General features: G+C 60.3%; 11 protein-coding genes. 8 read left to right on the forward strand and 3 right to left on the reverse strand.

What is annotated here, in order from left to right; translation table 11 throughout:
• Positions 1-59: 59 nt before the first annotated feature.
• The 4 genes from GE543_RS11055 (at position 60) to GE543_RS11070 (ending at position 2,740) form a co-directional block, all read left to right on the forward strand.
• The gene (locus tag GE543_RS11055) at positions 60-821 is read left to right on the forward strand and encodes a methyltransferase domain-containing protein (RefSeq protein ID WP_003404449.1); all 762 of its coding nucleotides are present in this window, start codon (positions 60-62) and stop codon (positions 819-821) included.
• A gap of 46 nt (positions 822-867) precedes the next feature.
• On the forward strand, positions 868-1,320 hold the full coding sequence (gene rnhA, locus GE543_RS11060; RefSeq protein WP_003368579.1) for a ribonuclease HI: 453 nt from the start codon (positions 868-870) through the stop codon (positions 1,318-1,320).
• A gap of 65 nt (positions 1,321-1,385) precedes the next feature.
• Entirely contained in the window at positions 1,386-2,165 is a 780-nt protein-coding gene (gene dnaQ, locus GE543_RS11065; protein WP_003390621.1) for a DNA polymerase III subunit epsilon, read from the forward strand.
• 20 nt (positions 2,166-2,185) lie between these two features.
• Positions 2,186-2,740: an N-acetyltransferase gene (locus GE543_RS11070; RefSeq protein ID WP_032698202.1), complete on the forward strand. Its 555-nt coding sequence runs from the start codon at positions 2,186-2,188 to the stop codon at positions 2,738-2,740.
• 45 nt (positions 2,741-2,785) lie between these two features.
• On the opposite strand, the gene GE543_RS11075 is transcribed toward GE543_RS11070, so the two are convergent.
• Complete coding sequence (locus tag GE543_RS11075; RefSeq protein WP_003342876.1) at positions 2,786-3,001, reverse strand: hypothetical protein; 216 nt, start codon at positions 2,999-3,001, stop codon at positions 2,786-2,788.
• A gap of 210 nt (positions 3,002-3,211) precedes the next feature.
• Here GE543_RS11075 and GE543_RS11080 point away from each other — a divergent pair, with 210 nt between their 5' ends.
• Positions 3,212-3,781 carry an NADPH-dependent FMN reductase gene (locus GE543_RS11080; RefSeq protein ID WP_032698203.1) on the forward strand — a complete coding sequence of 190 codons (570 nt, stop codon included), beginning with the start codon at positions 3,212-3,214 and terminating at the stop codon, positions 3,779-3,781.
• 140 nt (positions 3,782-3,921) lie between these two features.
• The gene (locus GE543_RS11085) at positions 3,922-9,135 is read left to right on the forward strand and encodes a dermonecrotic toxin domain-containing protein (protein ID WP_153221437.1); all 5,214 of its coding nucleotides are present in this window, start codon (positions 3,922-3,924) and stop codon (positions 9,133-9,135) included.
• 38 nt (positions 9,136-9,173) lie between these two features.
• Here GE543_RS11085 and GE543_RS11090 read toward each other — a convergent pair whose 3' ends face one another.
• Both GE543_RS11090 and GE543_RS11095 read right to left on the reverse strand, forming a co-directional pair.
• The gene (locus tag GE543_RS11090; RefSeq protein ID WP_003409742.1) at positions 9,174-10,325 is read right to left on the reverse strand and encodes an acyl-CoA dehydrogenase family protein; all 1,152 of its coding nucleotides are present in this window, start codon (positions 10,323-10,325) and stop codon (positions 9,174-9,176) included.
• Positions 10,326-10,328: 3 nt separating this feature from the next.
• Positions 10,329-11,426 carry an enoyl-CoA hydratase/isomerase family protein gene (locus GE543_RS11095; protein ID WP_153221438.1) on the reverse strand — a complete coding sequence of 366 codons (1,098 nt, stop codon included), beginning with the start codon at positions 11,424-11,426 and terminating at the stop codon, positions 10,329-10,331.
• A 276-nt stretch (positions 11,427-11,702) separates the two neighbouring features.
• Here GE543_RS11095 and GE543_RS11100 point away from each other — a divergent pair, with 276 nt between their 5' ends.
• Positions 11,703-13,382 (forward strand): MFS transporter, encoded by a 1,680-nt coding sequence (locus GE543_RS11100; RefSeq protein ID WP_153221439.1) that lies wholly within the window; start codon positions 11,703-11,705, stop codon positions 13,380-13,382.
• Positions 13,379-14,536: an HlyD family secretion protein gene (locus tag GE543_RS11105; protein WP_003409745.1), complete on the forward strand. Its 1,158-nt coding sequence runs from the start codon at positions 13,379-13,381 to the stop codon at positions 14,534-14,536. The genes GE543_RS11100 and GE543_RS11105 overlap by 4 nt, the downstream gene beginning before the upstream one ends.
• Positions 14,537-14,717 lie beyond the last annotated feature (181 nt).

The raw sequence follows: 14,717 nt of genomic DNA on the forward strand, positions 1-14,717 counted from the left end.
ACAATGGTGCATCTTAGAGTCTGTTGCCGCTGTATGCGAGCACCTCTGGAGGAGAACTCATGACCGATGAAGCGTTCGCTCAGGCTGATCCTGAGTGGCTTGCATTGATCCGCGCTGCCCGTGAATGGCTTTCCGGGCCGCTCGGGCAGCTTCTGCTCGAAGAGGAGCGGCGCATTCTCGACGAAGAACTGGGGCGGTATTTCGGTGGCTATCTGGTGCATTACGGGCCATCGGCGCAAAGCCCGCCGGTGGCGCCCCAGGTGCAGCGCAATGTACGCCTTGGTGCGCCGTTGCCGGGTGTCGAGATCGTCTGTGAGGAACAGGCGTGGCCATTGAGTGAGCACGCGGCCGATGTCGTGGTACTGCAGCACGGCCTGGATTTCTGCCTGTCGCCCCATGGCCTGTTGCGCGAAGCGGCCAGCAGCGTGCGCCCGGGCGGGCACTTGCTGATTATCGGCATCAACCCCTGGAGCACCTGGGGCATACGCCACGTTTTCGCTCGGGATGCGTTGCGCAAGGCACGCTGCATTTCATCCTCGCGGGTCGCTGACTGGCTGAATCTGCTGGGCTTCGCGCTGGAGAAACGGCGCTTCGGATGCTATCGTCCGCCCCTTGCTTCAGCAGCATGGCAGTCGCGTCTTGCAGGGCTTGAACGCCTTGGCGAGGGACGTCAGAGCCCCGGTGGCGGCTTCTATGTACTGGTGGCGCGCAAACTGGTGGTAGGTCTCAGGCCCTTGCGTCAGGTGCGCCGTGACCCCATCGGCAAGCTGATCCCCATGCCGATGGCCAAGGTCAGCCGTAACACTCAGGACCAGGCTTGAATAACGCCTTGCTGCACATGAAGCCCATCATTCTGGAAAGGTCGTAATGAGCGATAGCGTTGAACTCTTCACCGACGGTGCCTGCAAGGGTAATCCCGGCCCGGGCGGGTGGGGTGCCCTGCTGGTATGCAAGGGCGTCGAAAAAGAGCTGTGGGGTGGCGAAGCCAATACCACCAACAACCGGATGGAACTGACCGGTGCGATTCGCGGCCTTGAAGAACTCAAGCGCCCCTGCGAAGTGACGCTGGTGACCGACTCTCAGTACGTGATGAAAGGCATTACCGAGTGGATGGTCAACTGGAAGAAGCGCGGCTGGAAAACCGCTGCCAAGGAGCCGGTCAAGAATGCCGATCTGTGGCAGCTCCTGGATGAACAGGTCAGTCGCCACACGGTGAAATGGCAGTGGGTGCGTGGGCACATCGGCCACCCTGGCAACGAGCGTGCCGACCAGCTCGCCAACCGTGGCGTCGACGAAGTGCGCGGCATCCGGCACGGCTAGACGCGCACGGGCTTGCAACGGCCGCTGCGTGCTAGAATCGCGGCCTGTACATGAGGCAACAGTCAATGGCATTGCAAAACCTGGATAACAGATCCATCGTCCTCGATACCGAAACCACCGGTATGCCGGTGACGGATGGTCACCGCATCGTCGAGATCGGTTGTGTCGAGTTGATCGGTCGCCGCCTGACCGGTCGGCATTTTCACGTTTACCTGCAACCTGATCGCGAGAGTGACGAAGGCGCGATCGGTGTTCACGGTATCACCAACGAATTTCTGGTCGGCAAGCCGCGATTTGCCGAAGTCGCCGATGAATTCTTCGAGTTCATCAAGGGCGCACAGCTGATCATTCACAACGCAGCGTTCGACGTTGGCTTCATCAACAACGAATTTGCCTTGATGGGGTCGCAGGACAGGGCTGATATCACCCAGCACTGTTCGGTTCTCGACACCCTGATGATGGCGCGGGAGCGCCACCCGGGTCAGCGCAACAGTCTGGATGCGCTGTGCAAACGCTACGGCGTCGATAACTCGGGCCGCGAACTGCACGGCGCATTGCTCGACTCCGAGATTCTGGCCGACGTCTACCTGGCGATGACCGGCGGGCAGACCAGCCTGTCGCTGGCTGGCAATGCCTCCGATGGCAACGGCTCGGGCGAAGGCTCTGGCAACCGCGCCAGCGAAATTCGCCGCCTGCCGGCCGATCGCAAGCCTTGCCGCATCATTCGCGCCTCTGAAAGCGAGCTGGCCGAGCACGAAGTGCGTATGAGCACCATTGCCAAGGCTTGTGGTGCTCCTCCGCTCTGGGTACAGATGCTGGAAGCCGGAGCACAGGCATCTTCCTGACAGCAAGCGGCAAAGGTGAACTGAACGTGGCACATCCTGCTTTGAGCATTCGGGTTGCAGACGAATGCTTCGAGGACTACATCCTCAACAGCGAATTCACGTTTACAGTGCTCGGCTATGCCCAGCCGATTATCGGCGAGCGCGTGGATTCATGGCCGGTCGAGCTGGTCGAGCCGTACAGCAAGAATTATGGCATCGACTCTCAGGAGTTTGCCGATCATCGTGACGCCCACACCAGTTCGGTGATGGTTGCCTGGCTGGATGACCACCCCGTCGGCCATATCGTGATGAGCACTCACTGGAGCGGCTTCGCTTACATCGATGAGCTGGCGGTAGACGAGTCGGCGCGCCGTCATGGCGTCGCACGTTCATTGCTCGACGCCGCGCAATTCTGGACGCGCAAGCGCAGTCTGCCGGGCATCGTTCTGGAAACGCAGAACAATAACCTGGGCGCCTGCAGGCTGTACGAGAGTTGCGGGTACGTGGTCGGCGGGGTGGATCACATGCGCTATCGGGGCATCGATCCGAACACTCGTGAAACGGCGATTTTCTGGTATCTGATCTTTTCGGATTAACAGCTTCCCGCTGGCCGTGCAGCCAAAGCGGGAATGCTGCCGGTATTACGTGGGTGTACGGGTAATTTTTATGCCCGATTGCACCAGCTCGAAGTCCTCACCACCCAAATGCTTGACCCGGTCGCCGATTGCCAGCCTGTAGGTGATCACCGGCTGCCCGCCCTGCGCCTCATTCGGCTGCGATTCCTGGAACTCATGAACCGGATAAACGCGACCTTCGGCGTCCCTGGCATGAAATTGTCCGACGAGAACTGAAGCCATTTGCTCTGTAACCTCTGAAACTGAATATAACTGCTGGTTTACGAATCCATCGAGGCTAGTAGACCACTGATCTATAGGTGAGTTTGCCTTTGAGGGAAAAAATAATCCCTGCTGTTCAAGTGAGTGGGGAATTGACTGGCGCACAGGTCGTCTAAACCCGGCTTCTGTTCTATACCTAACCTTCCCTTGAATCAGATGACGGATATTTTCATGAGCCAGGTTCATACCATTGCCGTATTGGTCGGCAGTCTGCGAAAAGAGTCCATCAACCGCAAGATCGCGCTTGCTCTGGCAGAACTGGCACCTGCCAGCCTGAAACTGAATATCGTCGAGATCGGTGACTTGCCGTTGTACAACGAAGACATCGATGGCGACTCACCGCCGCCTGCATACACCACTTTTCGTGAGCAACTGGGCGCTGCCGACGGCGTGCTGTTTGTCACCCCGGAATACAACCGCTCGGTGCCGGGTGCCCTGAAAAACGCCATCGACGTGGGCTCGCGTCCTTACGGTAAAAGTGCCTTCAGCGGCAAGCCGGGCGCAGTGATCAGTGCCTCGCCGGGTGCTGTCGGTGGCTTTGGTGCCAACCATCACCTGCGCCAGTCGCTGGTGTTTCTGGACGTGCTGTGCCTTCAGCAGCCCGAAGCCTACCTGGGCGGCGCCGGGAGCTTTTTCGACGAGTCCGGCGCGTTGTCCGATAAAACCAGGCCCTTCCTGCAGAAGTTCATCGATGCCTTCGCCGCCTGGGTCGAGAAGAACGGCAAAGCTGCCGCCAACTGATTTTTTTTGACGAAGCGCGTCTGCCGATCGATTGCTTTATGTAACGCAGGCGCTTCGGTTCATTCTCATACGCTGTTTCCTTTTTCTCTGCCACGCGCCTGGGCGCCGTGCGCAGAGGCGCCCTCCAAAGGAAACAGTACATGTCAGCAGCTCCCTATTTTTCCAGCGACGCTCTGCGCGCGCGATTCACACAAGACATTCAGGACGCCATAGCACAGTCTCGAATCAGCCGCGACGACGGCGCGTGGTTGCAGCTATTGACTGCCGAAAGCACCGAGCCAACCAACGATGCGGTCCCCCGAGTCGACAGACTGCTGATAAACGACCAGTTGCCCGTCAATGCGGAACTGGCCGCGGCCTTGTTCATCAGCGATGCCGCCAACCCCTCGGCACGGGTCTTTCTCAGTACCCTGACCGTCGGCATCGAGCAATTCGAGAGTCGCCGCGCGCTGTTCAGCGCCTTGCAGCAACGATTCGACGATATCACTGCCTTGTCGATCGTCGAGAGCGAGCGCATCGAGGGCTCGCTGTTTGATGCGTGCACGCAGACGGTCATGCGCCAGCAGGCCGGGCATCTGCAGCGTCTGGCGGTCAGCCTGGAGGCGCTGCCCGATCTTCGAGAGGCGACTGGCAAGGCTTTTCAGGACGTGCTGGTAGAAAGGGGCATCGACGTCGTTGCCCAGACTGTCCAGCTTGTGCACACGGCGCCCGGTGCTGCTCCGGCAACGTCAACAGTCGTCGGGACTCAATACCTTGCCGATGCCGCCATGCAGGCGTTTTCCTACGAAGCCCTGCCGCAAGGCCAGACACGTCGCTATCTGGATACCAAGGGGGCGGCGTTGCCCGCGGCACAGGCGATCGTTTTCGATCAGGCGCTGGCAGACTCGGCTGCTTCGGTCGGCACCGTGTATGAGCAGTTGCTGTCTGACTACTGGATGTCTCAGGGGCAGGGCGGGCGCACGCGTCGCGACCTCACCGCTGATGCGCTTGCAGAGTGCTTTCGCCAGCATCTGTTATCGAGCAGGGCGCACCGCAACATGACCGAGGCTGAATACCGCTGGCTGCTGAGCCTGCTGCCTTCGCAGCCTGGCGCGCCCGTGGCGCCGGTGCCGAGGGTACGCAGGTTATCCGTCGTCGTGGCCGGCCAGGACCCGGTCAAGCTGGTCGGCGTATTCTTCATCGATTTCCCCGGAGAAGCGTCACCTGCGGTGTTTCTCTATTCGTCATTGCCGGGCTTCCTGCGCTTCGGCGATCAGGCTCAGGCCATCGAGCATGTGCTGAGGGGCCCTTCACGCGCCGGATTGTTGTTTTACTCATCGCTGAATGATCATTCCGTCATCAGCCTGGAAGGTCAGCTCGAGCTGCGTCATGACACGCTCACCGAGGACTTTTTCAGCGAATTCATCGATGCCCTGATCGCCTTGCAAGAGCGCGACCTGCGCTATGTACTTGACCTGCCGGCCCTGCATTCCGAAAAAAATCCGGCGCGGATCGACGATGCACTGGACATCCGCAAGCTGCTCGATGGTCGGCTATTGAACATGCACGACGCAGGGCGCTGGCGTCAGGACCGGCTGAGCTTTGACAGCGTCTGGGGGGCGGCTGCCCAGAGCAGTGTCAGTGAGCGGCCGAACTTGATTTCAGACCCGTCCTACAACTGGATGGGCAAGTTGAAAAAGCTCGACGCCTTGCTCGACAGCGTCGATGCCATGCATCCCGGTGCAGATGGCTGCATGCATCGCGCGCTCAACCTCTATCTGGCCCTGATCGGCGGTCCGCCTCTGGATGCCCGCAAGCTTTGGGTGCAGGCGGGTGTCGCTGAGGCGGAGCCGGTGCCAGTGTTGACGCTGGCGCTTGAACGGGTGTGCGGTTACGCAAGCGCCTCATTGGCTGACAGCGTCGTTCTCGCCGGGCAGATCACGCCGGTGGCGGATCAACCGGTGCAGCGTCTGTCGCTGGCATTGCTTGAGCAGATACTGATCTGCGTGCAGGCAGATTTTGCCCAGCGCTTCGAGGGGCAGATCAGCGAGTTCTACTCACGCACGATTCGCCAACGCGATACCAGCCTGCATCCCGGCGTGATATCCGCTCTGGTCCGGGAGTATTCGCTGCGCCTTGAATTGCTGGTCGAACGACGCACGGCCACGCTGCCTGTCGCTTTCCTCGACAACGTACAGCAGGTCCTCGACAGGCCGTTGCCAGCACTTCGGGAGGCGTTGGGCGAGGCGTGCGTCGATGCTTTCGGGGTGACGGTTCAGTACGACCCGCAGGCGCCCGTGGTCAAGGTACCCAATGCGTTTGTGGTCACTGGCAGGCTTCCCGACAGTAAGCCCATTCTGTGGATCCTGGATCAGGGGCTCGTCGGTTTCGAAACCCTGCAGGCGCTGGAAGAGTACGTCGCCGGGCGACTGACAAGCATGGAGCTGGGCTCGCAGGTGTCAGGTGTTATCGCTGAACCTGACCGGCGCATGTTACTCGGCCAGCGTGACCGTCGAGGGACGCTTGAGCTCAAGGTCGTCCTGCAACCCATTGAGGGGCATTTCATCGAGGCATTGCAGCGCGACGAGGTCGAGCGCCAGCAGCGTACGGTGGCCGATCTTTATCGGCAGTCCATCGCCTGGCAGGTGCCGTCGGAACTGTTCGTCAACCTGCTGAGTGCCGCAGAGCGGGATGACCGAAATCGCCAGGCCCTCAATTCTCTGGGGGTCGCGATTCAGTTCATCATCTATCGGGCGCTCGTACCTTCATGGGTCAGCGAGGCGTCGAAGCGTGATCAGGTAATGCTGGTCGAGGTCCTGCGACGGTTTTATGTGACCTGTGTCGGCGAGAAGGACTTTCTGTTCGATATTCCAAGCTTCTACGATTATTCCCTCGAGCAGCTCAAGCGCAGGTTCGACAAGGACTTCGCAGAGCCTCGGCCTGATCCTGAAAACGTGCGTGTTTCCCTGACGCACTATGTTCCGGCACCGGTGGCGCCGGGCGAGTTGCCTCAGTCGATACCAGCGGCGACCCAGGCCGTCAGCGAAAACCTGGTCGAGTTTGCAATCAACCGCTTTCTGTCCAGGCAGGACGGCGTCATTCTGCTCTCCTCAAAGGATGACACGCCGCTGAACGCGGCCCTGACACCGGCGTATCTGCGCGACCTGGTGAGGTCGCTGGACATCGCCGCGAGTTACCGCACGATGCTGAACTCGGTGCTGGCCGAGACGACGCCGGAATATCTCGAGCGCCGCAAACTGTTCGTCGAGCAGGTTCCTTCGCTGGATATATTGCGAGCCTTTGCTTTCAAGCTGAAAAACGAGCTGTCCGAGCAGGCGTATCGGATTATCGAAAACGTGCTGACCATGCCTGATGCGGTCGCGCGCCTGCCGGTCGACGGTTGCCAGATGATCCTCAGCCCCTTGAAACTGCTGCCGGCCAGGGAGGGCTGGGAGCCGACCGTCGTGCTCAATACGTACCTGATGGGGCCAAAGGAAAATCAGCCGGGACCGTGGGTGCTTTACGCGCCCCTGAATGACGAATTCGTGTTCAAGGAGTACGCCGACCAGGCTGCGCTGGTCCTTGATATTCACACTTCAGCCTATTTTCAAGCGTACATTCTGGACCGTATCGACCCGGATATGCGCAAGATTTATGACAAGGGTGGCTTTGTGGAGCCGCACCTGCCTTTCAGCGCCGAGTCCTCTTTCGATCTGCCGTTCGAGCGTCCTGCACCTGTCACCGTGCAAATCGATCCTTATGAGGGCAACTGCCTGTTGCTGATGTTCAAAGGCGCGCTGGATATCCTGAAGCTGCAGGTCAAGCAGTACAGCGTCACCAATGCCGAACATCGCCGCGCGGCGACCCAGTACCTGTTCACGCTGGGCGCAGAGCAATTCATGGCACTCATGCCTGGGCGCCTGGGGGCGCTGATCGGCATCATTCAGGGGCAGACATTGTTGAACCTGTCGCTCATCTCGGCAACGGATCAGCAATGGGGCCAGGCCATCTCGGAGTTCATGACGGCCCTGAGCGTGATGATTTCTTCCGGGCAGAACCCTGCGGAAGCCGCCTTACTGACGGCTCATGAGACCAGCGCCTTGCTGGATGATGCCACGTCGCCCGACCCGCTTGTGCAATTGATCGATGGCGCTGATACGTTCGAGTTCTCCTGGAGCAACGGTTCTCTGACGCAACAGATACGCGAGCGTTTGCGCGAGTTCGAAGTTCACGACATCGCCTTGTACACGTTGCAACGCGATGAACTGTTAAGCGTCTACCGCGATCCTGTTACCAGCAGGGCGTATGCAGCCATCGGCGGGAAAACCTATGAGGTGCAGTCCGATGAGGACGGTTGGTTCATCGTGTCGGGCAGCAAGATCGGTCCCTCGGTGAGCCTGGATGCGGATCAGCAATGGAAGCTGGACATCCCTGGCGGGCTGCGCGGTGGAGGCGGGGCGCTGACCCGAATGGAGGGCAGCCTGGTCGACGATCTGGTCGACGAGATCATGGTTGTCAGCGCTCGAGGCATGCCCGAGATTCGTCATCGCCACCGTGACATGGCCCAGGCCATCGAAGATGCCTGCCTGCAGGCGCAGCGCTATCTGGAAAACGCGCTGGACAACCTGACCCGACGCTCGCCGGACAACACGCTGGATCCGCGTACGGAGAAAATATTGAGCGATTTTTTTGCGCAGAAGGCGCCTGACGATCGATTGCGCGATGTCACTAAAAAGGCGGTCACCGACCTGTATCAGGAGTTGATTGACCCTTCGATGTCGCCCATCGACTCGTCGCGCTATGTCGTCGGTGTCAATCGAATAGGCAACGAGTCGGCCAGCGCTTTCATCTTCGAAGCCGACCCGGCGCGGCGGGTTTTTCTGACAGAGCAGTTCTTTCGACTGCCGACCTATCGATTGAAGCTCAGCGCGCAACGGGCCGGGGAGTTCAAGTTTGCCCAGCATTACCGGGGCGCCATCCTGATTCACGAGTTATCGCATATGGTGCTGAAAACGGACGACATCGCTTATGTGGACTCACAAGCCCCGTTCATTGATTTGCTCGAAGACGCACCCGCCTATCGACTGCGCATCAGAAACGAAACGACATATCAGCAGCAAAAGACCCTTTCCTTTCACACGGATCGGGACAAGTTGTTCAAGCAACTGGACGAAGATGTGTGGCGCGATCTGAGGCGCAGGGACGGCAACGGAAAGCAGACAGTTCTGCGCATCGCCGGCAAGAGCACGCTCGAAGAAGCGCGTGACGTGTTTTACGAAGACGTCCACAAGCGAACCGACATCATGCTCAAGAATGCCGACTCGGTGGCCTTGCTGGTGACGTTGCTGGGGCGAGAGCGATTCGTGAAGCCCTGACGCGCTGCCCCTGCATACCGTATCGCCCGGCCTCTACGTCAGACCAGATAATGACGCAGTTCCCGGGCGATCAGCAGGCGCTGGATCTCGCTGGAGCCTTCGTATATCTGAGTGATGCGCGCGTCCCGGTAGTAACGCTCAACCGGGTAGTCCTCCAGATAGCCATAGCCACCATGAATCTGGATCGCCTTGGAGCACACCCACTCGGCCATTTCCGACGCGAACAGCTTGGCTTGGGAGGCTTCCGACAGGCACGCTTGCCCGGCGCTGCGCAGCCGCGCGGCGTGCAGGGTCAGCAGGCGGGCGGCGTTGATGCGGGTGTGCATGTCGGCCAGCAGGTTGGCAATGCTTTGATGTTCGATGATCGGTTTGTCGAACTGCACACGTTCCCGGGCGTACGCCAGCGCTGCTTCGAAGGCGGCGCGGGCAATCCCCAGTGCCTGCGCGGCGATGCCGATACGCCCGCCTTCCAGATTGGAGAGGGCGATAGACAGGCCCTTGCCACGCTCACCCAGCAGGTTGGCTGCGGGGATTCGGCAGTTGTTCAAGGTGACCGCGCAGGTGTCCGATGCGCGGATGCCCATCTTGTGCTCGCTGCGGTCCACCACGAAGCCTGGGTTGTCGGTCGGCACCAGAAACGCCGACAGGCCCTTTTTGCCGAGCGTCGGGTCGGTCACCGCAAACACGATCGCCAGGTGTGCCCGTTTGCCATTGCTGACGAATTGCTTGGCGCCGTTGATGACCCACTCATCGCCCTGCAATTCTGCGCGAGTCCGCAGGTTGTGGGCTTCAGAGCCTGCATGCGGTTCGGTCAGGCAGAAACAGCCGATGGCCCGGCCTGTGGCCAGTTTTTCCAGCCACGCGTGCTTCTGCTCGTCGGTCCCGTAGTTGAGAACCGGCCCGCAGCCCACCGAGCTGTGTACGCTCATCAGTGTGCCGGTGGCCGCGTCGGCGGCGGAGATTTCCTCAACCGCCAGTGCATAGGCAACGTAGTCGATGTAGGTACCGCCCCATTGCTCCGGCACCACCATGCCCAAAAGGCCCAGCTCACCGAGCTTGGCAACCAGCGCGTCATCGATCCAGCCGGCCTTTTCCCAGGCCTGGGCATACGGCGCGATTTCATTACGCGCAAAGTCGCGCGCCATGTCGCGAATCATTACCTGCTCTTCACTCAATTCAAGGTCGTGCACGACTCAATTCTCCAGACCGCTGAAGAAACTCTGCACCTGCGCGGCACTGACGTCCTGCGCGCTGGCGTGTTTCCATTGCGGCTTCTTGTCTTTATCGATGATCAACGCGCGTATGCCCTCGATCAGGTCACCGCGTTCGAACCATTGGCGGTCCAGGTGCAACTCCATGGCGAAGCAGGCCGGCAGCGGCAGATGACGACCACGGCGCAGCATTTCCAGAGTCACGGCCATGCCCAGCGGCGAGTGAGCTTTCATTCGGCTGACGGTATCCAGCGCCCAGTCCCTGGTGTCGCCGATGACCACCTGCTGAAGCTGTTCGAGCATGCTGGGGACATCCGGCAAGCCGAAAAAGTGGTCGATGGCGTGGCGCAGGGCCTCCAGCGGCGGGGAGGGCAGACGCTGGGTAGCCAGCTTGGCCAGCGCACCCTGCAGGTCCTTGAGTGGGCTTGACTTCCACTTCAGGTGATCAAGCATATGGTCGAGGCGCGGCAGCAGTTCGCTGTTCATGGCCCAGTTGGCAAGGCCGCAGTACAGTGCGTCGGCAGCACCGATCTGCGACCCGGTCACGCCCAGCCAGGTACCCAGTTCGCCAGGCAGCCGCGAGAGAAAATAACTGCCGCCGACATCAGGAAAATAACCAATGGCGACTTCGGGCATGCCGAGGCGGCTGCGTTCGGTGACCACCCGCAGGTCGGCCCCCTGGACCAGCCCCATGCCGCCGCCCAGCACCAGACCATCCATCATTGCCAGTACCGGCTTGCGATAACGGTGAATGGCCAGGTCCAGCTCATACTCTTCGGCAAAGAATGTGTGATGCTGATCCTGGCCGTTCTGGTGGCTTTCATACAGCGAACGGATATCGCCACCGGCACAGAACGCCTTGCCCCCTGCGCCGCGCAAGACCACTGCATGAACCGAGGGATCATCGGCCCACCGGTCAAGTTGCTGGCGAAGTGTGCGGACCATGTCCAGATCGATTGCGTTCAGGCCTTCCGGACGATTGAGGGTCAAGTGTCCGATGTGATTACGCACGTCGATAACGATCGAATCCCGGCTGGCGGATGGTCGAACCGAGCGGGCCGATGAAACCTGTGAACTCATTCTGAACTCCTTGTTCGGTTGCGCTTTTTTCTTATTCGAGCATTCGAGCGTCGCAGAAGATCCTAGCAGCGCAAATGTGCAAAGCAAAACTGCGTTTAAGCATAGTCTGAAGTTTCAGATAGCCACTGTTTAGAGCATTGGCGAATGCCTGAGCGTTGCTGTATCGGGCTGACCGACGCGAATCATTGCCTGGCGGATGAGTATTATGAGTGTCATTAATGTCACAAAAGGGAATTCCTCAGGTGTACCCCATGAACGTCCGCGTGCCAGTCATTTATGAGCGATAAGTATGCCCCGCGCGAGTGGGCCGCCCACGAGCGTCCGACCATGCCCGGCTCGCCGTCGACGCCGCTGCATTCGACTGCGCGGCGTTGGGCGTTTGCTGTCGTAGGGGTGATCGTCGCGCTGACCGGCGGGCTCGGCAACGCGCTGGTGGTCGCCAACCTGCCGTATCTGCAGGGCGCACTGGGGGCGACCTCGCAGGACATCGCCTGGCTGCCGGCGGCCTACATCATGACTAACGTGTCGATGAATCTGCTGCTGGTGAAGTTTCGTCAGCAATTTGGTCTGCGCGCATTCACCGAGCTGTTTCTGGTGCTGTACGCGCTGGTGACACTGGCGCATCTGTTCGTCAACGACATCGATTCGGCCATCGCTGTACGTGCGGCACACGGTATGGTCGGCGCTGCGCTCAGCACTCTGGGCCTGTATTACATGATTCAGGCTTTCCCGCAGAAATGGCGGCTCAAGGCGCTGGTATTGGGGATTGGCACCGCCCAGCTGGCAACACCGCTGGCCCGGCTGGTGTCGGAAGACTTGCTGCAGATTGCCCAATGGCGTGGCCTGTATCTGTTCGAACTGGGCATGGCGCTGCTCTCGCTGGGCTGCGTACTGATGCTCAAACTGCCGCCGGGCGATCGTTTCAAGGCGTTCGAGAAGCTCGACTTCCTGACCTTCGGCCTGCTGGCCACCGGCTTTGCGCTGTTCTGTGCGGTGCTGTCACTGGGGCGTATCGAATGGTGGCTGGAAGCGCAATGGATTGGTATTGCCTCAGCGGCCTCGATTGCGCTGATCTGCGCCGGACTGGCCATTGAACATAACCGCAGCAATCCGTTGCTGATCACGCGCTGGCTGGGCAGTGGCGCGATCCTACGTCTGGGCCTGGCGGTTATCCTGTTTCGCGTGGTGTTGTCCGAACAGTCGGTCGGCGCTGTCGGTTTTCTGCAGGCGCTGAACATGGGCAGTCAGCAGTTGCACACCTTGTATCTGGTGATGTTGCTCGGCAGCGTTTCGGGGCTGGCGGTCAGCGCGCTGACCATCAATCCTGCGCATCTGATCAAACCTTTGCTGATCTCCCTGGCGATGATGGCAATCGGGGCCTGGATGGACAGTCATTCCACCAACCTGACCCGCCAATCGAACATGTACCTCAGCCAGTTTCTGTTGGCGTTCGGTGGCACGTTCTTCCTCGGGCCCACCCTGGTGCTGGGGATCAGCGGGGTGTTGGCGAACCCGCGCAACATGGTCAGCTTTTCGGTGTTGTTCGGGATCACGCAGAACATCGGCGGGCTGATCGGGTCTGCTGCATTGGGCACCTTTCAAGTGGTGCGCGAGAAGTTTCATTCCAGCCACGTCGTCGAACACCTGAGCCTCATCGACCCGCTGGTTCAGGCCCGGCTGCAGAGCTACAGCGCCAGTTACAGCTCGGTGATCGCCGACCCGTCGTTGCGCAACAGTCAGGGTATCCGCGCGATGGCCACGGCCGCGACCCGGGAAGCCAACGTGCTGGCCTACAACGATGTATTCATGCTGATCGCGCTGATTGCCGTGCTGACCATGATCTGGATTTCAGCCCGGGTCCTGTGGCTGAAAATGACCACTCAACCTCTGGCGCTGGCACCCGTTGCACCTGCTGCTTCGCCCACCGTATCCAACTCCGGCGTTAAATCTTCATGACCGAATCCAAGACCCCAGATACCGAAGCCCCTCGTAACTCGCCGCCACCGGCACCGTTAACGTCCCCGGTGACCAGCAAGCCGCGCTCGACCCGCAAGCGTGTCGTGTCTTCCGTGATTTTCGGCGCCGTCGCCCTGGCCGGAGTACTGGTGGTGCTGTACGCCTGGCAACTGCCTCCGTTTGCCAGCCCGATCGAGAGCACCGAGAACGCGCAGGTCAAGGGCCAGACCACGCTGATCGGGCCGCAACTGAGTGGGTATGTCTACGAAGTACCGGTGCAGGACTTTCAGTTCGTCAAGGCCGGTGATCTGCTGGTGCGTCTGGATGACCGTATCTATCGTCAGCGCCTGGACCAGGCCGTCGCACAACTGGCGGTGCAGAAGGCCTCGCTGGCCAACAATCTGCAACAACGGCGCAGTGCCGAAGCCACCATCGGCCAGCGCCAGGCCGAACTGCAGAACAGCATCGCCCAGAGCCGCAAGAGCGCTGCCGATCTGCGGCGCAATCAGGCGCTGGTGACCGACGGTTCGGTTTCGAAAAGCGAGCTGGATGTGACGCGTGCCGCCGACGCGCAGGCAAATGCCGCCGTTGCCGAAGCCAGGGCTGTCTTGCAGATCGCCCGTGAGGACCTGCAAACCGTCATCGTCAACCGCGGCTCGCTGGAAGCCTCGGTCGCCAATGCGCAAGCGGCTATCGAACTGGCGCGCATCGACCTGGACAACACGCGTATCGTTGCCCCGCGTGACGGGCAGTTGGGGCAGATCGGCGTGCGTCTTGGTGCCTATGTCAATTCCGGTGCGCAACTGATGGCGCTGGTGCCCGAGCAGCGCTGGATCGTGGCGAACATGAAAGAAACCCAGATGGCCAACGTGCGCCTGGGCCAGCCGGTGAGCTTTACCGTCGATGCGCTCGACGGCCACGAGATGCACGGCCACGTACAAAGAATTTCGCCCGCCGCCGGCTCGGAATTCAGCCTGCTGCCCGCCGACAACGCCACCGGCAACTTCGTGAAGATTTCCCAGCGCATTCCGGTACGCATCGTGGTCGATGCCGATCAGCCCATGCTTGAGCACTTGCGGCCAGGGATGTCGGTGGTGGTGAGCATCGACACCAGCGCGGACGGCGACGTGCCGCCTGATCCGGCGGTGCGCTGAGCCTTTGGATGATCATGACAGCAGGGACTTTGCTCACTTTGAATATCGTGCCGACGCTCTGCGTCGGCATGCAGTTCCTGACGCTCTGCGTCATCCACCTCTGATGCGAAACAACTTCATGCGTTACTCGCAGCCGCTGCCAACGCAGTGCTTTTCAACCGCGATGGCACAGACGACGCAG

This window comes from Pseudomonas sp. SZ57 (genome assembly GCF_009495975.1).
Lineage (GTDB): Bacteria > Pseudomonadota > Gammaproteobacteria > Pseudomonadales > Pseudomonadaceae > Aquipseudomonas > Aquipseudomonas syringae.